Source organism: Duganella kummerowiae, assembly GCF_053572355.1.
Genome location: NZ_JBKFEH010000007.1, coordinates 490,865 through 512,778 on the forward strand (window position 1 = coordinate 490,865; position 21,914 = coordinate 512,778).

The window sequence follows — 21,914 nt, forward strand, 5'->3', positions numbered from 1 at the left end:
GTCAGGGCTGCGGATAGATGAAGTCGAAGGCGCGCTGCTGCTGGGCGCCCAGGTTCAGGCCGATGTGGCTGGCCGTGCGCAGGTTGATGGCGGTCTGCAGCTCGCGCGCCGGCACCAGGTTGCGGCGCCGGGTGTCGCCGTTGATCACGCCCAGCGCGGAACTGGCCAGGGTGCGGCCCAGTTCCACGTTGTTGGGCACCATGGCGAACAGCGCGCCCTTCTTGACGTGCAGGGCATTGCTGGAAAATAGCGGCACGCCGCTGTTCCATGATTCGCGCAGCACCAGCGGCAGGATGGTGGTTTCCTCCACGGTGGTGCTGTCGTGCGGCAGCCAGAGCGCGTCGTGGCGGTTGTCGGCGGCGGCGATCAGCTGCGGGTACAGCTGTACCGCGCGCGCCATGTCGCTGGCCGTGTGGGCGGCCAGTTCCAGGCCCTGGGCGCGGGCCGCATCGCGCGCCAGCTTGACCAGCCACTCGCTTTTCTGCGGGTTGTACACCACGATCACGCGGCGCAGTTCGGGCAGCAGGGCGCGCAGGCGGGCGAACAGCATGGCCGGATCGGGCGTCATGCTGATGCCCATCACGTTTTCGGACTCGGAGAGCAGCAGCACGCCGCCGGCCAGCACGCTGATGTCGCGGTCCAGGCCGGTAGCGGCGTTCAAGCCCTGGCGCCCCAGGGCGATCACCACCCGGGTGCCGTTGTGCTTGAGCGTAGCGTTCAGGTCGGCCGTGTCGACCTTGGGATCGACCGGGTAGCTGCGCACCTTGATACGCGTGCGTTCCTCTATGCCCTGGATCATGCTGACGAAGGCGGAGCGGAACGGCTCGTCCACGTTGGGGTAGAGCACGGCGATGCTGCCCTTGCCGATCGTGGCCTGGACCTCGGGCCGGCGCAGCTGGTCCTCCAGCTGGGCCAGGGTCAATTCGCGCACTGCCGGATGCGGCGGCGCTGGCCGCTCCAGCAGGGCCTGCACGGGCGCCGGCGCCGGTTCATAGCCCAGGCCGGAGGCCGTGCCCGGCGCGGACAGGGCGGCCAGCAGCAGCGCCGTGCCGGCGCGTAGCAGGCGGCCGGCCTTCATGAGTATCTTGGTCATTGAACAGTCAATTGCAGCCCGGCGCCAGGGCGGCGCCGGACAGGAGTACAACCTGCAAGTATAAGCCGCCCTTTCCTCATTGGAAACAAATTTACCAATAGTTAAAGGATGGTAACGTTCTCAAGAGGCTGGCGCGCTACGGTTGCGGAAAGATCGCATCGAATTCGCGCTGCAGCGCGGGCGAGGGGACCAGCCCCAGGTGGCTGGCGGTACGGCTGTTGAAGGCGGTGCGCACGGCCCGCAGCGGCGCCATGCCGCGCCGCGCCGGCTCGCCGCCGGCCATGGCGAGGGCCAGCGCGGCCAGGTCGCGTCCCAGTTCGACATGGTTGGGATAGAGGGCGAACAGGGCGCCCTGCCGGACATGCACATAGCTGCTGGAGAACAGCGGCAGGCTGCGGTTCCAGCATTCCTTCAGTATCATGGGCAGCAGCGTGGATTCGTCCGCGCTTACGCTGTCCTGCGGCAGCCACAGGGCGTCGCGGCGGGCGTCGGCGGCGGCAAACAGGCTTTCGTAGCGGCGCGCGGCGGCGGCCAGGTCGGGCGCCTCCAGCGCCAGCAGTTCCAGCCCGGCGCTGCGGGCGGCATCGCGCGCCAGCCGCATCAGTGCTTCGTTCTGCTGAGGCTGGTAGACCGCCAGCACCCGCCGTACGCCGGGCAGCAGGCTTTTCAGGCGCGCGAACAGCAGGGCCGGATCGGGCGCCAGGCTGATGCCGGCTTGCCTGTCCGGATCGGGAGGGGCGCTGACGGCGCCCGCCACCACCGGCAGCGCGGCCTCCAGCGCGGACGCCGCCTTCACCCCCTGGCGGCCCAGGGCAATCACCGCCTTGCTGCCCTTGAGCGCCGCCTGCAGCTCGGCCGCCGGTACGCCGGCCGCCGGGGCGCCGGCCACGGGATAGGCCCGGACCCGGGCGCGCGCCTGCTCCTCCACGCCCTCGATGATTTCCATGAACACGCTGCGATAGGGCTCGCCGGTATCGGGATACAGCACCGCCAGCCCTTGCGCCTGCGCCAGCACGGCGCCGCTCCACAGCAGCAGCGCGGCCAGCCGGCGTGCGGCGCGGCGCAGGCGGGGTGGGCGGGGAAGGGCGGACGTAGGCATTCGGCGCAGTGTAGCGTTGCACGCAAGTTTTTTGTCGGCAAAGCATGAAATTTTTCCGATGCATAGTCGATGGGAAGCGTTTCCAGTCTGATCTGCGCTACAATTTCTACATGTCAACGTCATCTGCCCCCGTCGCGCCCAAGCCCGCCATGTTCGCCCTGGCCTGGCCGCTGCTGGTCGAACTGGGCCTGGCGATGGCGGCCGGTATTGTCGGTACCGCCATGGCGGCGCGCCAGTCCGACACGGCCGGCGGCGCTTTCGCCCTGGGCAGCCAGGTGTCGGCCATGCTGTTCGTGCTGTTCCGCATCATAGGCGCAGGCGTCAGCGTGGTGGTGACCCAGAACCTGGGCGGCCAGCAGCGCGCGGCGGCCGACCAGGTGGCGCGCGCTGTGCTGGGCGCCAGCACCTGGCTGGGCGCCCTCACGGCGGCGGTGGCGCTGGCTGGCGCCGGCGGCCTGCTGCGCATCCTGAACGCCCCGGCCGAGGTCATGCCGCTGGCCATCCCTTTCCTGCAGGCGCTGGCGCCGGCCATGCTGTTCGACGCCTGGAACGCCTCCATGGCCAGCGTGATGCGGGCCCACCTGCGCACCCGCGACACCCTGCTGGTGCTGGTGATCATGCACGCCAGCCACTTCGCCCTGGCCTTCCCGCTGATGTTCGGCTGGGGGCCGCTGCCGGCCCTGGGCCTGCCCGGCTACGCCATCGCGCTGGCGCTGGGCCGTGGCATCGGCCTGGTGCTGCACCTGTGGATGTGGCGCCTGCACCTGCACATCGTGCCGCGGCGCAGCGACTGGTGGAAGCTGCCGCGGCGCGAACTGGCGGCGGTGCTGCACATCGGGCTGCCGGGGGCCGCCGAAAACATCGCCTGGCGCCTGGCCTTCATGGTCAGCGTCGCCACCGCGGCCCAGCTGGGCGCGCGGGCGCTGGCCACCCAGGCATATGTGCTGCAGCTGATGAACGGCATCATGATGTTCAGCCTGGCGACCGGCTTCGCGGTCGAGATCATGGTCGGCTACCTGATCGGCGCCGGCCATTTGCGCGAGGCGCACAAGGTGGTGCGGCGCGCGCTGCTGCGCGGCCTGCTGGTGTGCGTGCTGATCGCGGCCGCCGCCGCCCTGCTGGGCCGGCCGCTGCTGGCGCTGTTCACGCACGATGCGGACATCATCGAGGCCGGCCTGGTCCTGCTGTGGATGACGGTGCTGCTGGAGCCGGGCCGCACCTTCAACCTGGTGGTGATCAACGCGCTGCGGGCAGCCGGCGACGCGCGCTTCCCGGTGGCGGCCGGCGCCTTTTCCATGCTGATCGTACTGGCCGGCGGCAGCTGGCTGTTGGGCGTGGTGCTGGGCTGGGGCCTCAAGGGCGTGTGGCTGGCCTACGCCGCCGACGAATGGCTGCGCGGCCTCATCATGTGGCGGCGCTGGGCCACCCAAGCCTGGGTGCCGCACGCGCGCGCCTCGCGCAAGCGCCTGCGTCCGGCCATGGTGGTGGAAGGCTGATGTAACATCCCCTTACAATATATACATGGCTGCCAGTCGGGAGCAAGAAAGCTGGGCTACACTGGATTTTATTTCCCGACAACCAGAGAGGCCGCCATGTTGCCGCGCATCCGCCTGACCCTGACCGTTGCCCTGGCCGCCGCCTGCTGCGCGGTGGCCGCCAGCCCCGAGGCGCCGGTCCCCGCAGCCGGCCTGCAGCCAGGCGGCCAGCAGCTGGCCGAGCATGTGCTGAACCGCCTGGCCTACGGTCCCGCGCCGGGTGACATCGAGCGGGTGCGGCGCATGGGAGTGGCGGCCTATATCGACGAGCAATTGAATCCGTCCGCCATTCCCTTGCCGGAAGCGCTGCAGGCCAGGCTGGCGGCGCTGGAGACAGCCCAGGCGCCGGCCGGCGCCACCCTGGGCGCCTTCCTGGCGGCGCGCAAAGAGGCCAGGGAGGATGGCACCGGCGCAGCGGCGCAGCGCAAGCAGCTCTACACGCGCATGACGGTGGAAACCGAGGCGGCCCGTATCGAGCGCGCCATCGCCAGCCCTCGACAGCTGGAAGAAGTGATGGTGGACTTCTGGTACAACCACTTCAATGTCTACATCGGCAAGGGCCTGGACCGCGCACTGGTGGCCAGCTACGAGCGCGACGCCATCCGCCCCTATGCCCTGGGTTCCTTCCGCGCTCTGCTGGGCGCCACCGCCAAGCATCCGGCCATGCTGTACTACCTGGATAACTGGCTATCGACGGGCAAGGACTTCCAGCCGCGCGGCAAGGCCGGCGGGCAGAAGGCCAAGTCCTCGGGACTGAACGAAAACTACGCACGCGAACTGATGGAGCTGCATACCCTGGGCGTGGACGGCGGCTACACGCAGAAGGACGTGACCGAGCTGGCGCGCATGCTGACCGGCTGGACCTACGACAACCGCGAGTTGGTGCGCTCCAATGTCGGCTTCGCCTTCGACCCGCGCCGCCACGATCGCGGCGGCAAGGAATGGCTGGGCCGGCGCGTGGCCGGCGCCGGGCAGGCCGAAGGCGAACAGGCCCTGGACGTGCTGGCCATGCATCCGGCCACGGCGCGCCACGTCAGCTACCAGCTGGCCCAGTATTTTGTGCAGGATGACCCGCCGCCGGCGCTGGTCGAGCGCATGGCGGCCACCTGGATGGCCAGCCAGGGCAATATCGCGGCGGTGCTGCGCACCCTGTTCACCAGCCCCGAGTTCACGGCGCCGGCGGCGATAGGCGCCAAGTTCAAGACGCCCTACCAGTACGTGATCTCGGCCATCCGCGCCAGCGGCGTGCAGATCACTAAGGTGGAGCCGGTGCTGGGCGCCCTGAACCGCCTGGGCATGCCGCTGTACGGCTGCCAGACGCCGGACGGCTACAAGAATACCCAGGATGCCTGGCTCAATCCGGATGCGCTGAACCGGCGCATCGCCTTTGCCAACACCCTGGCCGGCTATGCGCCGGCGCTGGACGCGGCGCGGCTGGAGGCCACGCTGGGCGGGGCGCTGTCGGCGCAGACCCGCAGCGCCGTGGCGCAGGGCCCACAGCAGCTGCAGACAGCCATGATACTGGGCAGCCCCGACTTCATGCAGCGTTGATCACCCACTGGAGAACATCATGCAGCGCAGAGACTTCCTCAACGCCCTGGCCGCCGGCGCCGGCCTGGCCACCCCCCTGGGCCGCAGCGCCTGGGCCGCGACTGCCGACGACGGGCAGGCCGCCAGCGGCACCCGGCGCAAGCTGGTGGTCGTCATGCTGCGCGGCGCCGTCGATGGCCTGAACGTGGTGGCGCCGCTGGGCGACCCCAATTATGCACGGCTGCGCCCGCGCATCGCCCTGGCCGCTCCTGGCTGCGATGGCGGCGCCTGGGACCTGGACGGCTATTTCGCCCTGCATCCGGCGCTCTCGCCGCTGCTGCCGCTCTGGCGCGAGCACAAGCTGGCCTTCGTGCACGCCAGCGGTTCGCCGGACGGCACCCGTTCCCACTTCGACGCCCAGGACTACATGGAATCGGCCACGCCGGGCCGCAAGAATACGCCGGATGGCTGGCTGAACCGGGTGGTGACGGCGCTGCCCGGCGCCTCCGGACCGACGCGCGCGGTCAGCATCGGTCCCGTCATGCCGCGCATCCTGGCCGGACAGGCGCCGGCCACCAACATCGCCAACGGCGCGGCCGGCACCCGCGCCAGCATCCTGGACAAGCCGGCCGTGGGCGGCGCCTTCGACCGCCTGTACCAGGACAATACCCGCTTCGGCAAGGCTTACCAGGTCGGCAAGGATACCCACCGCGAAGTGATGGATGCCGCCATGGCGCCGTCCATGATGGACAGCGAGCAGCAGGCCGCCAACGGCGGCGCGCCGCTGCCGAACGGCTTTCCCGACGACGCCGCGCGCCTGGCCACGCTGATGCGCAACGATCCCAGGATACAGCTGGCCTTCGTGGCGCTGGGCGGCTGGGATACCCATGCCAACCAGGGCGCCGGCAGCGGCCAGCTGGCCGGCCGCCTGGCGCCGCTGGGCCAGGGGCTGGCCGTGCTGGCCCGGCGCCTGGGGCCCATGTTCGACGACACCACCATCGTCGTGATGTCCGAATTCGGCCGCACCGCCCGCGAAAACGGCAACGGCGGCACCGACCACGGCCACGGCAACGCCATGTGGCTGCTGGGCGGCGATGTGGCCGGCGGCAAGGTCTATGGCGACTGGCAAGGCGTCGGCGACGCCCAGCTGCACGAGGGCCGCGATTTGCCGGTGACCACGGATTTCCGCAGTGTGCTGGCGCAGGTGGCCGAACGCCACCTGCGGCTGGGCGACGGCGCGCTGGAACGCATCTTTCCCGGCATGCCGCGCCAGTCCCCAAATTTCAGCGTGTTGAGGAAAGCCTAGGCGCCCGGGCGGCGCTAGCTGCCGGCCGCGGCGCGCCGTGCCGTCGGCAGGTTGCGGGCGATGGCGCGCAGCATTTGCTCGACGTCGATGGGCTTGGCGATGAAATCGTCCATGCCGGAGGCGATGCATTGCTCGCGCTCGGACAGCAGTACGCCGGCCGTCATGGCCAGCACCGGCAGGGTCAGGCCCAGGCGGGTGCGGATCTGGCGGGTGGCCTCGAAGCCGTCCATTTCCGGCATTTGCACATCCATCAGCACCATGTCGTAGCGCTGCGGCGCGGCCGCCAGTTGCTCGATGGCGGCGCGGCCGTTGTCGGCCGTCTCGATGGTGGCGCCGGCAAAGGCCAGCATGCTGCGCGCCACCAGCTGGTTGATGGGATTGTCCTCCACCAGCAGGATGTGCACGCCGTCGATGCGCGGCGGCTGGCCCGCCACCACGGCCTGTGCCGGCGCCGGACCGGATTCCAGCCCGGTTGCCTGCGTTGCCGCTGGCGCCGCTTCCTGTCTTGCGTCGCCCCCTGCTTCCTGCGCGGCCTCCTGTACCGGCGCCTGCGCCGGGCGGCGCGCGGCCAGCGCCTGACGCACCGTCTCCGCGATACCGACAGCGGTTGCTGGCTTGAGCAGCACGGCGTCGGCCTGGGCGGCGCCGCCGGCCTGCTGCAGCCTGGCCTGGGCGGCGGCGCTGGCCATCAGCACCAGGGCCGGCGCCTGGGCGCCAAATTCTGCGCGGATGGCGCCGATGGCGGCCAGGCCGTCCATGCCGGGCATGTCCCAGTCCACCAGCAGCGCGTCGTGGGCCGCCGGCGCTTCCCGCAGCAGCGCCATGGCAGCGGCGCCGCCGCCCACGCACTGCGCCTGCCAGCCGTGCCAGCGTATGGTGCGGCACAGGTAGTCGGCGCTGACGGCGTCGTCGTCGGCCACCAGCAGCCGCAGCGGCGGCGCCGGGTCCGGCGCGGGCGCCGCCGGGGCGGCCGCCAGCGGCACGGTCAGTATGAATTCCGACCCCTGTCCCGGCGTGCTGGCGACCTCGATGGCGCCGCCCATCAAGGCGGCGATGCGGCGCGAGATCGCCAGCCCCAGGCCGGTGCCGCCAAAGCGCCGCGTCATCGAGGCGTCGGCTTGCTCGAAGGGCGCGAACAGCTGCGCCAGGCGCTCCGGGGCGATGCCGATGCCGCTATCGCGCACCACGAAGCGCAGCTGGAGCGGCGCCGCCCGGGCCACCTCGACCAGCACCGAAACCCTGCCGCGCTCGGTGAACTTGATGGCGTTGCCGACCAGGTTGATCAGGATCTGCTGCAGGCGGTGGCCGTCGCCGTACAGCCATTGGGGTACGTCCGGCTGTACGCCGATGGCCAGCTCCAGTTCCTTGTCGCCGCCGTTGACGGCCATGATGGTGGCGATGGCCTCCAGTTCCGCGCACAGATGAAAAGGGGCCGGCGCCAGTTCCATGCGCCCGGCCTCGATCTTGGAAAAATCCAGCACATCGTTCAGGATGGACAACAGCGAATTGCCGGCGGTGCTGATCATGGCCAGGTAGCGCTGCTGTTCCCGGGTCAGTGCGGTGTTGCCCAGCAGCTGGCTCATGCCCAGCACGGCGTTGAGCGGAGTGCGGATTTCGTGGCTCATGTTGGCCACGAACTCGCTCTTGGCGCGGCTGGCCGCTTCGGCTGCATCGCGCGCGGTGATCAGCGAGCTTTCCGAGCGCCGCAGGGCGGCCGTCATGTCGTCCGCCAGCGCCAGGGCATAGGCCTGGCGGGCGTTCAGGGCGCGCACCACGCCGAAGAACAGCAGGCTGATAATGGCGCCCGCCAGCAGCAGGATGTGCGACTTCTGGCGGTCGATCGAAGCCTCGAAGGCGGGCAGGGACGTGAAGCGCAGGGTCCAGCCGTGCTGCACCAGCTGCTGGTCCAGTTCGCGCTCGAACGGATTGGGATACAGCTGGCGGTCGTGCGCGCTGATGCTGGTGCTGCTGTACAGTAACGAGGCGGGATCGGCGCGGTTGCCGTCGTAGATCTCCAGCTGCAGGTCGCGCTCGGCCGGGCCCATGATGTCGCGCATCAGGTCGTCGGCGCGGATCGGGCTGTAGGCGTAGCCGTGCAGGGCGGCCAGGCGCTCGGCCGCACTCGATTGCGGCGCGTCGCGCCGGTAGATGGGCAGGTAGATCAGGAAGCCCGGCTGGCCGTCGGCGCTGGCGTTCTGCACCAGGGTCACCTTGCCGGTCAGCGCGGCCTGGCCTGAGTGCGCGGCCTGCATCAGGGCCTGGCGCCGTACCGGCTCGGACAGCATGTCGTAGCCCAGGGCGCGCTGGTTGTGATCGTTGAACGGCTCCAGGTAGTACACCGGCACGTGGGCGGCCGGGGCGCCGTTGGCCGGGTCGGGCGGCGCCGTGTGGGCCGGATTGCTCCAGATGCGGAAATCGGACATCAGCTCGGCCCGCACCGCGCGCTCCACTTGGGTGGCATCGGTGGCCGGCACGTAGCGTGCATAGCCCAGCCCCAGCATGCCCGGGAAGTTGTGGGCGATGTCCATGCCGGCCACGAAGTCGCGCCACTGCTCACGGCTGAGCGAGGGCTCGGCCTGGAACAGGGCCTGGGCGCTGCGCAGGCCGGTCTCGTACAGCGCCACCCGGCGCACGATGCGCTGGCTGATGTCGGCGCACCTGGCGTCGAACTGTTCGTGGGCGCGGCGTTCCGTGTCCAGCGCCACTAGGTGCCATACCACCACCGTCAGCCCGACGCCGCCCAGCAGCGTGCCCCAGTGGGCCAGCAGCCCTTTTCGCATACCGGGACGCATGCGCTGGCGCTCGCTGGCATCGGCGCACAACACCAGGCCGACCAGGGCGCACAGGGCGATATAGGTTTCCAGCGCGATCAGGGCGTCGTTCAGGGTGCCGAAGGCGAAAGGGCCCAGGCCGTTGACGGTGCCCAGCACCGCGCCGCCGGCCGTCAGCAGGCAGGCCAGGGTGGCGCCGCGCAGCCCGTGGCGGTAGGAGGCCCAGGCCACGCAGGGCACGAACATGAAGGCCAGCCAGCCCATGCCGCCATCGGCCTCGTAGCGCATGCCGAACACCAGCAGTATCACCAGCAGCAGGGCCAGGGAGGCGCAGGCCTCGAACAGGCGGCCGGGCTGCCAGCGGCTGCGCCGCCCCAGGCGCCAGGCCACCAGCGCCGGCGTCACCAGCAGCACCCCAGCGGTGTCGCCCACCCACCAGGTCAGCACCACGGTCCAGTAGGCGGACGGCGGCACCAGGCCGGACAGCATCAGGGCGGTGCTGCCGATGGCGGCGCTGACGGCGCACATCAGCATGGCGACCAGGGCGAATTTGTAGACATTCTGCAGTTGGCCCAGCGGCTGGCGGCTGTTGGTCACGTGCCGCAGCAGCCAGGCGCCGCACAGCGCCTCCAGGGTGTTGCCGATGGCGATCAGCAGCGATACCAGGCCCACCGCGCCGCTGGCCGGCAGCCCGTTGGACAGGAAACTGGCGACATTGGCGGCCAGGGCGCCCAGCAGGATGCCCGGCCATACGGGGGGGCCCAGCATCAGCACCGCGGCCAGCGCGATGCCGGAAGGCGGCCATACCGGGGTGGCGTTGCTTTGGGCGAAAGCCAGCAGCAGGCTGGCGCGGGCCACCGCAAAATAGCACAGCGCCAGCAGCAGAATGGCGCGCGGCAGGGCGCCGTTACGCAGGCGGGGCGGCGGCGCGAGCCTGGCCCAGGCATCGTGTTGTAGCCGCCGGGGCCGCGCCGCGGCTGTATGCAGATCGGTATCCGTGCCTACCGCCATGGCTGCGTCTCATTGTTGTCGTCAAGTAAAACTATAGCCCAAATCGGTGCGGGTGGCGCCGTGCGCGCATGGCGGACGTGTCGGGCGCGCCACAGGGCGGAGCGGGCGGCGTGTGGCTTGCATTCCGCTTTGCACGGCATTTCGCGCCGACTGGCTGCGTTTCGCGCCACCCGCGTGCAATTCGTCGCACGGCCGGCCCTGGCCCGCCGCCGGCCGCTACAGTACACCCATCAACCACCACTTAGCGGAGACCGAACATGAAAGCACTGACACTGGCCATCTTCCTGGGCGCCCTGGCCGGCGCCGGCCTGGCCCAGGCCGCCGACCTCACCATCCGTATCGACAATGTGAAAAGCGCCGACGGCCAGCTGCGCGTGGCCGTGTTCAACTCGGCCGAGACCTTCCAGCGCAAGCCCGTGGCCGGCATGGTGGTCCCGGCGGTGGCCGGCAGCAGCAGCGTGGTGGTCAAGGACCTGGCGCCGGGCGACTACGCCTTGGTGGTCCTGCACGACGCCAACGGCAACGGCAAGATGGACGCCAACATGATGGGCATGCCGGTGGAGGACTACGGTTTCAGCAACAACGCCCTGGGCAAGATGGGCCCGCCCAGCTTCGAGCAGGCCCGCATCACCGTGCCGGCCGACGGCCTGGCCACCAGCATCAACCTGAAATAAGGAGAGCCGACATGGACCGCCGCCTGTTCCTGACCCGTTCCGCCAGCCTGGCCGCCCTCGGCCTGGCCTCCGGCTCCGCCCTGGCCGACAGCGACACCTACCGCCGCTTCCACGAGGCCCTGGGGCGCCACCCCGAACTGTCGGCCTTTGCCGGCGTCGAGGGCGACCAGTCCGGCGAGGCCGTCGTCAGCGGGCAACTGCCGCGCGACCTGAATGGGGTCTATTTCCGCAACGGGCCGGGGCGCTTCGAGCGCGACGGCGAGCGCCTGCACCACTGGTTCGATGGCGACGGCTACGCCCAGCGCTGGCAGATCGCCGGCGGCAAGGTCAGCCACCGGGGCCGCTTCGTGCGCACCCAGAAGTTCATCGAGGAGAGCGAGGCCGGACGCTTCCTGTACCCGGCCTTCGGCACCGCCATCAACCGCAAGCCGGTCAAGAACAACGACACCATCAATACCGCCAACACCAACCTGCTGCCGTTCGCCGGCGGCGTGTACGCCCTGTGGGAAGGCGGCTCGGCCACCGAGCTCGATCCGGTGACGCTGGAAACGCGCGGTCTCAAGACCTGGCGCGAGGACATGAAATCCATGCCGTTCTCGGCCCACCCCAAGGTCGATCCGGACGGACAGCTGTGGAATTTCGGCATCCTGCCGGGCGCCAACCGCCTGGCACTGTACCAGCTGGACGCCAGCGGTGCGGTGCGCCGGGTGAATGTGGTCCAGGTGCCGCAGCTGAACATGGTGCATGACTTCGTGGTCAGCGCCCGCCACCTGGTGTTCCTGGTGCCGCCCTACGACTTCTCGCCCGATAGCGCGCTGGCCTTCGCCGAGCGCCATCTCTGGGCCGGGGCGGGACCGCAAGCGCGCCCGCTGCGGGCCGTGGTGGTGGCCAAGGATACGCTGGAAGTGCGCCAGGTCTTTGAACTGGCGCCGCGCGTCGGCTTCCATCTGGGGAACGCCTGGGACGATGGCGACAGCCTGCGCCTGGACGCCGTGCTGCATGAAGGCGACGCCCTGCGCGAAGCGGGCCTGCCCATGCACGGCGAAGTCCGCGCCAACCTTGCCAGCCGCAGCGCCACGGTGCAGATCACCCTGGATTTCAAGAACGGCCAGGCGCGCGAAGCGCGCATGCTGGGCGTCAGCGAGTTCCCGCGCGTGGCGCCGCAGGTGATCGCGGCCCGCCACCGCAAGTTGCTGGTGCTGGGCCAGAGCGCCGACAGCCCGGACTTCACCCTCAACAGCGTGAACCTGATCGACACCGACAGCGGCAAGGTGGACAGCTACCGCTTCGGCGCCGGCTGGCGCGTGGAGGAGCATGTGCTGGTGCCGCGCCGTGGCGCCCGCTCGGAAACCGACGGCTACCTGGTCGGCGTGGCGCAGGACACCAGGAAGGACCGCACCGTGCTGACCGTGTTCGATGCGGCCCGGGTGGCGGCCGGTCCGGTGGCGCTGGCGCGGCTGCCATATCGCTCGCCGGTTTGCTTTCATGGTAACTTCCTGCCTGCCTAAGTAAACAGAATCAAAGGAACCCACAGCATGAAGCGCGACAGCCTGGACCCGCAGCTGGAACTCGACCCGGATGGCACCGCCTTGCTCTGGCATCCGCTGGACACCATCCCCCTGTTCCGGCGCTGGCGGCCGTCGCGCATGCGCAATGTGCTGTACACGGCGCTGTGGAGCACCGGCGTGTCCGTGATGCTGGCCCTGGCCAGCATGCTGACCGACCGCAGCCACCAGGGCTTCCTGCCGCACTGGATACCGATGCTGCTGATCTCCAACCTGATCGGCTTCCTGATCCACGGCGGTTCGGTGCTGCTCAACCGCGTGCTGCGCAGCCGGCCGCGCCAGGCCAGCGGCAGGCAGCGGCGGCTGTATGGAGCGGTACTGGTGGCCGTCTCGGTGGTGCTGGGCATCGTGCTGGGCACCGCCATCCTGCGCGGCCGCAGCCCGCTGGCCATCCTGCAGAACTCGGGCGCGCTGACCGTGACCCTGCTGTTCGCGGTCGGTATCGGCCTGTTCATGACCCTGGTGCACGTGGCCAGCGAGCACCGCATCGCCCGCGAAATCCTGGAAGCGCGCGGAAAGGAGCAGGCCGCCGTCACTGCCGCCCTGTTGTCCGAAGCCCGCTTGCGCGCGCTCCAGGCCCAGATCGAGCCGCACTTCCTGTACAACACCCTGGCCAATGTCCTGAGCCTGATCGGTCCGCAGCCGGAGCGCGCCCAGCACATGCTGGAGCGCTTCATTGCCTACCTGCGCGCCAGCCTGGCCGCCAGCCGCGAGGAGCGCTCGACCCTGGGCGCCGAAGCGCGCCTGATCGCGGCCTACCTGGACGTGCTGGCGGTGCGCATGGGTGATCGCCTGCGCTACCGCATCGAGCTGCCGGACGAGCTGCGCCAGGTCCCCATCGCGCCCATGCTGCTGCAGCCCATCGTGGAAAACGCCATCGCCCATGGCCTGGAGCCCAAGGTGGAGGGCGGCGAGGTGGCGCTGACGGTGGGCCGGCAGGACAGCCGGCTGCGCATCGAGGTCAGCGACACCGGCGTCGGCCTGGACGGGGCGCCGGTCAAATCCGCCAAGCCGGGCGGCGGCGTCGGCCTCAGCAACCTCCGCGAACGGCTGGCCAGTTTGTATGGCGGCGCGGCTCAAGTACAATTGCTGGAAAATCAACCCAGCGGCATGATCGTGCGTCTGCTGCTGCCCTTGAACGAGGTACCAACATCGAACCCGTACGCGCCCTGATCGCAGATGACGAAGCCCATCTGCGCGACTACCTGGAAACCCAGCTGAAAACCGCCTGGCCCGAATTGCGCATCGTCGCCCGCGCCGCCAACGGCCTGGACGCCTTGCGCCTGATTGACGAGGAAGCGCCGGACGTGGCCTTCCTGGACATCAGCATGCCCGGCCTTACCGGGCTCGATGTGGCGGCAAAGCTGGTGGGTGGCGAGCATCCGCCGCAGATCGTATTCGTCACGGCGCACGACCAGTATGCGGTGGACGCGTTCGAACATTCGGCAGTCGATTACCTGCTCAAGCCGGCCACCCAGGAGCGGCTGGCGCGCACGGTGGACAAGCTGAAAAAGGCGCTGGCGGCGCGTGCGGCGCAGGGCGCCGCTGCAGCGCCTGCGGCGCCGGCCATTTCGGCCCCGGTGCTGCAGGCGCTGCTGCAGCAGCTGGGCGTAGCGCCGCAGGCGCTGGCCGCCGCCGCCCCTGCCGCCCCTGCGGCCCCTGCGGTCCCGCCGCCGGTCGCACCGCTGCGCTGGATACGCGCCGCCCACGGCGAAGAGGTGCGCCTGATCCCCATCGAAGAAGTGATCTACTTCGAGAGCAACGACAAATATACCAGCGTGTTCCTGGCCGATGGCGAAAGCCTGATACGCACCCCGCTCAGCAAGCTGCGCGAACAGCTGGACCCGGACGAGTTCTGGCAAATCCACCGCAGCGTGATCGTCGCCGCCCGCCACATCGCCGGTACCCGCCACGATTTCCGCGGCCGCCTCATGGTGCGCCTCAAGGGCCGCAAGGATGAGCTGGTGGTGAGCCGGAATTACGTGGAGTTGTTCAAACAGATGTAGGCGGCCTGCCCGGTCAGCGCCGGCTTGCGCCCGCGCCGGCATTGTTGAACAACTCGGCTGTCCAATCGGCGAAGGCCCGCATGGCCGGTGAGAGAAAACGGTGATGCGGGTAGACCAGTGATACCGGCACGGGTGCAGGGCGCATGTGCGCAAGCACCTCGACCAATGTGCCGGTGCGCAGCTGGTCCGCTACCAGTATTTCGGCCAGCTGCATGAGGCCCAGCCCTCGGATCCCTAGCTTGATGTACAGCCCGGTTTCGTTGACTGCAACCGTACCGTGCACAGGAACGCTGACGCTGCTTCCAGCATCCAGAAAATGCAGTTCGCCACCTCGCCGCGTGTTGCTGGAAAAGTAATGAACCGCCCGGTGACGCTGCAAATCCGCCAGATCCGCAGGAATTCCCATGTCTTCCAGGTAAGATGGCGCCGCACAGGTGATCCAGCGCAACTCGCCCAAGCGGCGCGCCACCAGCGTGGAGTCATTCAGGCTCCCAGTACGGATCACGCAATCCACGCCATCCTGTACCAGGTCCACCTGGCGGTCGTTTATGCCGATCATCAGATAGATGCCGGGATAACGTTTCTGGAATTGTTCCAGTCGGGAAAGGATGATGCCATGGGCTATGCCTCCGGGTACATCCACCCTCAGTCTTCCCTGTGGGCGCTCACCGGCGCCGCGCAGGCCGGATTCCGTATCGTCTATCAATTCAAGAATTTCGCGGCAGCGGTAAAAGTAGCGCTCACCCTCCGGTGTAAAGCTGAGGTTCCTGGTGGAACGGTTGAGCAAACGGGTCTGCAAATGCTGTTCCAGCCTCTTGATCAGGCCGGTCACTGATGACGCCGGCAAGCCCAGGGTCTCCGCCGCGCGTACAAAACTCCTGCTTTCGACCACGCGTATAAATACCTGCATTGCTTGTACGCGGTCCATGAATAGTCCTCATAGCGATACAAAAACCGCACTATAACCCATGATTATTCGCCTTTTCGGTATGTTGAAAACCTTGGCGGCTACTTTTTTCGCACAGGTCCGGTCGCTACAGTGCAGATATCACACCACAAGGAGAACTCAACCATGTCCAATCAAGTCCAAGCACCGCGAGTCCCGGCATCGATGAACGAGGCCGAACCTGACACACCGTCCCGTAACATTCTCGTGCTCGGCGCCGGGGAACTCGGATTGCCGGTGCTGCGCAGTCTGGCGCGCCGCGCCAGGGGCATGGACGGCGTGAGGATCAGCGTCCTGCTGCGCGCCAGTACCGTCGAGTCCAAGGCCCAGGACAAGCGGCGCACTATCGCCGAGCTTCGGGATCTGGGGATAGTGACAGGCGACCTGGTGAAGAGCTCGGTTGACGAGCTGGCTGCCGTGTTTGCACAATACGACACCGTCGTCGGCTGCGCCGGTTATGCGGCCGGCATCGACACGCCCATGAAACTGGCCCACGCTGCCCTGCAGGCTCGAATCCCCAGGTATTTTCCGTGGCAGTTCGGGGTCGATTTCGACGTCATCGGTCGCGGCAGCCCACAAGACGTATTCGACGCGCAATTGGACGTGCGGGACTTGTTGCGAAGCCAGCATCAGACCGAATGGGTGATCATCTCTACGGGCATGTTCATGAGCTATCTGTTCGAGCCCGAATTCGGTGTGGTAGACCTGCAAAACGACGCAGTCCATGCACTGGGCAGCCTCGACACCGCTGTGACGCTGACGACTCCTGACGATATCGGCGCGCTGACCGCGGAGGTCATGTTTGCAATGCCTCGCATCCGCAATGAGATCATCTATCTGGCCGGCGACACCGTGACGTATGGAGAAGTCGCCGATAAGCTGGAATCGGGCCTGGGCCGTCCGTTTCGGCGTTCGGAATGGAGCGAGGAGTATTTGCTGGCCGAGCTGGAACGCGAGCCGGGCAAGATGATGCGCAAGTACCGTGCCGCATTTGCCCAGGGACGCGGTGTCGCTTGGGACAAGAATGCGACGTTCAACAGCCGGCGCGGCATGGCGGTCACCGACGTTGCTTCGTGGATCGAAGGAAACCTGGTTTCCTTCGATCCGGCCAAGCCGCTTGCGCCGCATCAGTTCTGATATTTATATGTCTCCGCTTCCCCCTGTGTCAATTAACATGTGTTGGTGACACCGCGACCGCGATGCTTTCTTCAGAGCCGGATACAATTGGCGAGTCGGGCTTGTATCAGCGCAGCACCTGCTCTGTGCTCACGATGCGCACGTCATGCATTTGGTCGAGATACGCTTCCAGATACCCCTTATGGGAAGCGCCCACGATGACCAGGGTGCGGATGCCGGGGCGGTCCAGCATCACCTCGCGGATGTTGGCCGCCATGCGCAGGTTGCGCACCTCCCAGTAGGCGACGTAGCTGCGTCCGTAGCGCTGCGGGGAGGGCTCCTCCAGCGCGGCGCCGAAGTCGCTGTGGAAGGCTTGCTCGGCCGTGCCGCGCGCATTGTAGGCGCGGTACATGGCGACCACGCTGGCTGGACTGGTCAGGCTGCTGCGCAATTCATCATCCTGCTTGCGGCGTGCCGCCGTGTACGGGTTGTCCCAGGCCTTCATGATGGCCTCACCGGCCGCTTTCTCGTCCGCGCTGGCTGCGTCGGAGGTGTGATCGTCCATGGGGTAGACGCGCTCCAGCCCCAGACTGGCGGCCAGCGGCGCCGCCACCAGGTTGTCTTCGTTGCGGCGCTGGCGTAGTTTTTCCAGCACGGCGACCAGGCTGTCATTCAAGCCGTCGCCGGCGTGGCGCTCGGATTCCGGCAGGCGCAGCCACTGTACCAGCGCGGAACTGGGCTCTCCAGCGGCCAGGAACACCGAGGCCAGCGTGCGCCGCTGGGCAGGCGAGGGCGATGCCGGCCACGCCGCCAGCAGCTCGGCGGCCCTGGCGTTGGCGGCCGGGACCTCCAGCCCGGTCGCAGACGTCGCGGGCGCGGGATCCCAGCAATACGGCGCTATGGAATCGCGGTAGCGCTGTGGATAGGACCGTAGGTAAGCGCACTGCATGCCGGACAAGGCCTCGATGGCGATTGCCTGTGGCCGCCATTCCGCCAGCCGGTCCAGCAGCAGTCCGAGGTTGGCAGTATCAAAAGACTTGGGCAATCCGGAGAGATGTGGGGTGCCGAGCACCATCGCCTCGTTGCTGGTCCCCCGCTGCAGCTTGTATGCGCCCGGTGAAAAGTCCGGGCCGGCGAGGACGGGGCCGTGTACGGTGGCGGCGAGCAAAGCGGTGATGAACAAGCGCGTCATGAGGTCTCCTGGGGGGGGGTAGTCGGATTCATGAAGATAATCCATGCCGCCCCAACAGCGGGCCTTCATGCGATATGCGGTTGATTTCAGGGGGCGAACTGTCAGTTTCGCTTGTTGAACGCAGTAAACTCATGCATCACGACGCCCAGCGCGGACAGATAGATCGCGGCGCGGGAATACGGCCGTGCCAGCGCCTCCAATCCCGGCTCGTAGAAGAACCCTGCGAGATGTATCCGCTTCCAGCGCAGCGTGAATCACTTCCACAAACAGGCCAGCAACGCGGTAGCCTGGAGGGAGAGCCGCATGCCGCTCCCCTATTTTCCGGCCAGGGCAAACGGCACGCTCCTGGCCCAGCGGTTGGACGACAGTGAAAATGTCAGTGCGTTGACCTGATGGTACCACCCGGCCGGCACATACAGCATATCCCCCGGCTGGACCACGCATTCGATCAGCGCCGCCTGGCGCGCCAGCGGATACTTGTCGTAGTCCGGCGCCTCAGGATTGAAATGTGACCCGTACAGCAGCGAGTTGGCCTGCCAGGTGTACAGGTATTCATCATGGTGCGCGGGCGCCAACCAGATGCGCTTGGTGCCCCAGACTTGCGCGAAGATATTGTCGTCGTAGTCGCAGTGCAGCGGGGTGCAGGTGCCTTCCGGGCCGACCCAGAAGCGCGCCGGGCCCATTTTCCCGAAGTAGCCGGGCCAATGGCACAGGCTGTTCAGCTCGCGCAGCTCCAGGTTGCCGAGATAGGGCGGCAGCGGGGCGCTCCAGGTATCGACCAGGTCCAGATACTCGGCCATCGCCATGTCCTGCATGGCGCGGTCGGCGGCGAAAGCGGTGTTGATGTAGTCGCCCACGCGCGCCCGCACCGGCATGTGGCCGTATTGCTCGCGCAGGATGGACGGCGGCAGCGCAGCAAGCGGCCAGCGCTGGACGATGCCGTCAATCAGGAAGGGCAAGCCGATGGCGGCTTGCCGGCGGAAGGCTGCCGCATCGGGCTTGCGCAGGCGCGGCACCTCGGTGATGACAGGCGCGCGGCGGCTGGCCTGCTTGATGGCCTCGCGCATGGCGGGGATGGAGTCCACGCCGCGTATATGGGCCTCCTTGCGCTCGCGTTCCTCCCGCTGGGCCTCCGCTTCTTCGGCGGAAAACACCGCCCGGCGCGGCGGCAGCCGGTCCAACACCTTAGTCATTCAAACCTTTTCCTGCAAAAATCATGGGTATGCTTTTCTCGATGCGGGCCACGCGGGTGCTGGACTGCTTGGCCGACGAGAAGTGCAGCAGATAGGCGCGCTGCCTACCCGGCGTCAGGGCCTGGAAAGCGTCACGCAGCGCCAGGTCCTCATCCAGCCGGCTCTGGAATTCTTCCGGTACTGTGAATTCCGTGGTCTTCTTGAATTCCACCTTGGCGCCCGACTGCTCGACCTGGATGGCATCCTTGATGTAAGCCTTCAGCGTCTTTTTCAGTCCGTCGATCTGCTGCGCGCTGGTGAAGCGCACCTGGCGCGCCGATTGCACGTTGGCGGTCTGCTGGATCAGGATACCCTTGGGATCCTGCATCAGCGCACCCTTGAAGAAAAGGAAGGCGCAATATTCCTTGAAGCCGTGGATCAGGACCACGTTCTGGCCGTCCAGCGTGTAGCAAGGATTGCCCCACTTGAAGTCTTCGGTCAGCCCGCTGGACAAGGCAATTGCGCGCAGGCGTGTATATTCGTCCTGCCACTTGTTGGCCTTGGCCAGCCATGCGCTGACGGTGGGATGTTCAGTAGCTGTGCTCACACCAAGTCTCCTTGTAGTCTCGGTATCGGATGCCGCACCTGCGGAACCGAAAGCGGCTTATCGTGGAAGCACGGGTTTGACGCGCGAGGCAGCTTCCTTGGCGCGCTCGCGTGCCGTTTCCACATCATCGGCGGTGGCCAGGGCCACGCCCATGCGCCGGCGCTCGAACGATTCCGGCTTGCCGAACAGGCGGATATCGCTGCCGGGCACTTGCAGCGCGTGCGCCACCCCTTCGAAGGCGATGCCGGCCGCCTCGTGCTGGCCGTAGATCACAGCCGAGGCGCCCGGGGACTTGAGCGCCACGTTGACCGGCAGGCCCAGGATGGCCTTGGCGTGCAGCTCAAATTCGCTTTGCACCTGGGTCGCCATGGTCACCATGCCGGTATCGTGCGGACGGGGGCTCACTTCGGAGAACCACACCATCTCGTCCTTGACGAACAGCTCGACCCCGAACAGGCCCAGGCCGCCCAGGTCGCCGGTGACCTTGCGGGCGATGTCCTGGGCCCGTTCCAGCGCCAGCGGATGCATGCGGCAAGGCTGCCACGATTCCACGTAGTCGCCCTTGACCTGCACGTGGCCGACCGGCTCGCAGAACTGGGTTTGTACCTGGCCGTCGGCGTCGATGGAGCGCACCGTCAGCAGGGTGATTTCATAGTCGAAGTTGATAAAGCCTTCCACGATCACGCGCCCGGAATCGACCCGGCTGCCGGCGGCGGCGTAGTCCCAGGCCGCTTGCACTTCATGCGCGCCATCCAGCTTGGACTGGCCCTTGCCGGAGGAGGACATGACAGGCTTGACCACGCAGGGGAAGCCGATCTCGGCGCAGGCGGCCTGCAGTTCTTCCAGGCTGCTGGCGAAGCGGTAGGGCGAGGTGGCCAGGCCCAGTGTCTCGGCGGCCAGGCGGCGTATGCCTTCCCGGTTCATGGTCAGCTGGGCCGCACGCGCGGTGGGGATGCAGGTGATCTTGCCCGCCTGCTCCAGCGCAGCCAGGGTATCGGTGGCGATGGCTTCGATCTCGGGCACGATCAGGTCGGGTTTCTCCTGCTCGATGAGCGCAGCCAGTGCGGCGCCGTCCGTCATGCTGATGACGTGGGCGCGGTGTGCGACCTGGTGGCCCGGCGCGTTCGGGTAGCGGTCCACGGCAATCACTTCCACGCCCAGGCGCTGCAGCGCGATGATGACTTCCTTGCCCAGTTCTCCTGATCCCAGCAGCATGACCCTGGTGGCGTTGGGAGAGAGCGGCGTACCGAAAGTGCGGGGTGTGGTGGTCATGGCGGAATCCAGAAAGTGCGGTGAAAGGGCCGCGCCGCCATGATGCGCGGCGCGCGGGCCGACTATAGCAAAATGCCACCGCTTTGGACAGCGCCGCGTGGGTGCTGAATGGGCGCTGAGGGAGCGCCGCGGTTCAGAACGAGTAGACCAGGGTCACGGAAGTCTGGGTATCCGTGTTCTTCTTGTCGGCAGGGACGTTGGTGTCGTTGCGGGCGCTGAAGGCGGCCTTCATCTGCATGGTGCTGTTGATCTTGGTGCGTACCGCCGTCTCGGCCAGCGAGTGGATGTTGGAGGTGCCCCGTTCCACGCTCACGTTCTGGGTGAACAGCGCGCTGTCGCTGAGCTTCCATTTCAGGTTGGCGGCGCCGCGTATGGTCATGCCGCTTTCGATTTCGCCTGCAGGACGGGCGCCATGGAAGTAGCCGGGGCCCAGCTCCACGTCCAGCGAACGGGTGTCGGTCTTGTACCATTGGGTGCCATAACCGACGCCCACGGTGGAGTAGCGGGTGTAGGCGCCGAAGCGGTCGTCCACGTGGGTGACCAGGCCAAACAGCTTGTCGCCCGGCTGCAGCAGCTTGAACGCGGCCTTGGCCGATGCCGAATAGCGCTGGGCCGACCGCTCGCGGGTTTTTTCGCCATCGTCCAGGGTGACTTCCTCGTCCTTGAAGTAACCGGCCAGGATGTATTCGTTGCTCCAGTCGGGGAGTTCCTGCTTGGCGTCGATCTTGCCGGTGACGGAAGTACCGACCGTGTTGCCGGAAGTGGTGATGGCGCCCAGTTCAGCGGACGTGTTCCAGCCGTGGGCGTTGGTGGGTTCGATGGAATCGGCGTGGACCGCCGGGTGGGCGAGGGCAAGGGCCGCCGCCAGCATGGTGAGGGATTTCATCCGCATGGGCAAAAAACTGGGCCGTTTCGTTACTGTGGAAACGATATTGTAACCTTCACGATAACGCCTGCCCCGCACGCTTACACTTTGAAACGGGTTCCCCGCCTACACGGGTTGGTGAACATCCGCACAG

17 protein-coding genes are annotated in these 21,914 nt (G+C 67.6%); 8 read left to right on the top strand and 9 right to left on the bottom strand.

Going from position 1 to position 21,914, the window contains the following annotated elements; translation table 11 throughout:
• Position 1: 1 nt before the first annotated feature.
• Positions 2-1,093 (bottom strand): ABC transporter substrate-binding protein, encoded by a 1,092-nt coding sequence (locus tag ACLB1G_RS07650; RefSeq protein ID WP_491626600.1) that lies wholly within the window; start codon positions 1,091-1,093, stop codon positions 2-4.
• A gap of 136 nt (positions 1,094-1,229) precedes the next feature.
• A complete protein-coding gene (locus ACLB1G_RS07655) occupies positions 1,230-2,192 on the bottom strand; it encodes an ABC transporter substrate binding protein (protein ID WP_491626601.1) in 963 nt (320 codons plus the stop codon).
• Between the two features lie 110 nt (positions 2,193-2,302).
• Between ACLB1G_RS07655 and ACLB1G_RS07660 the strand changes: the two genes are divergently transcribed.
• The 3 genes from ACLB1G_RS07660 to ACLB1G_RS07670 all read left to right on the top strand — a co-directional run bounded on the left by ACLB1G_RS07660 (position 2,303) and on the right by ACLB1G_RS07670 (position 6,563).
• The gene (locus ACLB1G_RS07660) at positions 2,303-3,688 is read left to right on the top strand and encodes an MATE family efflux transporter (RefSeq protein ID WP_491626602.1); all 1,386 of its coding nucleotides are present in this window, start codon (positions 2,303-2,305) and stop codon (positions 3,686-3,688) included.
• 96 nt (positions 3,689-3,784) lie between these two features.
• Positions 3,785-5,278: a DUF1800 domain-containing protein gene (locus ACLB1G_RS07665; protein WP_491626603.1), complete on the top strand. Its 1,494-nt coding sequence runs from the start codon at positions 3,785-3,787 to the stop codon at positions 5,276-5,278.
• A 19-nt stretch (positions 5,279-5,297) separates the two neighbouring features.
• Positions 5,298-6,563: a DUF1501 domain-containing protein gene (locus ACLB1G_RS07670; protein WP_491626604.1), complete on the top strand. Its 1,266-nt coding sequence runs from the start codon at positions 5,298-5,300 to the stop codon at positions 6,561-6,563.
• Between the two features lie 14 nt (positions 6,564-6,577).
• Here the strand turns inward: ACLB1G_RS07670 and ACLB1G_RS07675 are convergent, their stop codons facing one another.
• Positions 6,578-10,345 (bottom strand): CHASE domain-containing protein, encoded by a 3,768-nt coding sequence (locus ACLB1G_RS07675; RefSeq protein WP_491626605.1) that lies wholly within the window; start codon positions 10,343-10,345, stop codon positions 6,578-6,580.
• 257 nt (positions 10,346-10,602) lie between these two features.
• On the opposite strand from ACLB1G_RS07675, the gene ACLB1G_RS07680 reads away from it, so the two are divergent.
• From ACLB1G_RS07680 to ACLB1G_RS07695, 4 genes are read left to right on the top strand one after another with little or no spacing between them, the layout of a single operon-like run.
• Positions 10,603-11,019, top strand: coding sequence for a DUF2141 domain-containing protein (locus ACLB1G_RS07680; RefSeq protein WP_491626606.1), 417 nt, complete (start codon positions 10,603-10,605; stop codon positions 11,017-11,019).
• Positions 11,020-11,030: 11 nt separating this feature from the next.
• Positions 11,031-12,527, top strand: a complete 1,497-nt coding sequence (locus ACLB1G_RS07685; protein ID WP_491626607.1) for a carotenoid oxygenase family protein — start codon at positions 11,031-11,033, stop codon at positions 12,525-12,527.
• A gap of 27 nt (positions 12,528-12,554) precedes the next feature.
• Entirely contained in the window at positions 12,555-13,757 is a 1,203-nt protein-coding gene (locus ACLB1G_RS07690; RefSeq protein WP_491626608.1) for a sensor histidine kinase, read from the top strand.
• Between the two features lie 20 nt (positions 13,758-13,777).
• On the top strand, positions 13,778-14,590 hold the full coding sequence (locus ACLB1G_RS07695; protein WP_491626638.1) for a LytR/AlgR family response regulator transcription factor: 813 nt from the start codon (positions 13,778-13,780) through the stop codon (positions 14,588-14,590).
• A gap of 13 nt (positions 14,591-14,603) precedes the next feature.
• Here the strand turns inward: ACLB1G_RS07695 and ACLB1G_RS07700 are convergent, their stop codons facing one another.
• Complete coding sequence (locus ACLB1G_RS07700; RefSeq protein WP_491626609.1) at positions 14,604-15,518, bottom strand: LysR family transcriptional regulator; 915 nt, start codon at positions 15,516-15,518, stop codon at positions 14,604-14,606.
• A gap of 183 nt (positions 15,519-15,701) precedes the next feature.
• On the opposite strand from ACLB1G_RS07700, the gene ACLB1G_RS07705 reads away from it, so the two are divergent.
• Positions 15,702-16,673 (top strand): aromatic alcohol reductase, encoded by a 972-nt coding sequence (locus ACLB1G_RS07705; protein WP_491626639.1) that lies wholly within the window; start codon positions 15,702-15,704, stop codon positions 16,671-16,673.
• Between the two features lie 106 nt (positions 16,674-16,779).
• Here ACLB1G_RS07705 and ACLB1G_RS07710 read toward each other — a convergent pair whose 3' ends face one another.
• The 5 genes from ACLB1G_RS07710 to ACLB1G_RS07730 form a co-directional block, all read right to left on the bottom strand.
• Complete coding sequence (locus tag ACLB1G_RS07710) at positions 16,780-17,844, bottom strand: DUF5694 domain-containing protein (protein ID WP_491626610.1); 1,065 nt, start codon at positions 17,842-17,844, stop codon at positions 16,780-16,782.
• Positions 17,845-18,158: 314 nt separating this feature from the next.
• Positions 18,159-19,037, bottom strand: a complete 879-nt coding sequence (locus tag ACLB1G_RS07715) for a cupin-like domain-containing protein (RefSeq protein ID WP_491626611.1) — start codon at positions 19,035-19,037, stop codon at positions 18,159-18,161.
• On the bottom strand, positions 19,030-19,623 hold the full coding sequence (locus ACLB1G_RS07720) for a YdeI/OmpD-associated family protein (protein ID WP_491626612.1): 594 nt from the start codon (positions 19,621-19,623) through the stop codon (positions 19,030-19,032). The genes ACLB1G_RS07715 and ACLB1G_RS07720 overlap by 8 nt, the downstream gene beginning before the upstream one ends.
• Before the next feature lie 57 nt (positions 19,624-19,680).
• Positions 19,681-20,895 carry a formate-dependent phosphoribosylglycinamide formyltransferase gene (purT, locus tag ACLB1G_RS07725; RefSeq protein ID WP_491626613.1) on the bottom strand — a complete coding sequence of 405 codons (1,215 nt, stop codon included), beginning with the start codon at positions 20,893-20,895 and terminating at the stop codon, positions 19,681-19,683.
• A 133-nt stretch (positions 20,896-21,028) separates the two neighbouring features.
• Positions 21,029-21,781 carry a DUF481 domain-containing protein gene (locus ACLB1G_RS07730; RefSeq protein WP_491626614.1) on the bottom strand — a complete coding sequence of 251 codons (753 nt, stop codon included), beginning with the start codon at positions 21,779-21,781 and terminating at the stop codon, positions 21,029-21,031.
• Positions 21,782-21,914 lie beyond the last annotated feature (133 nt).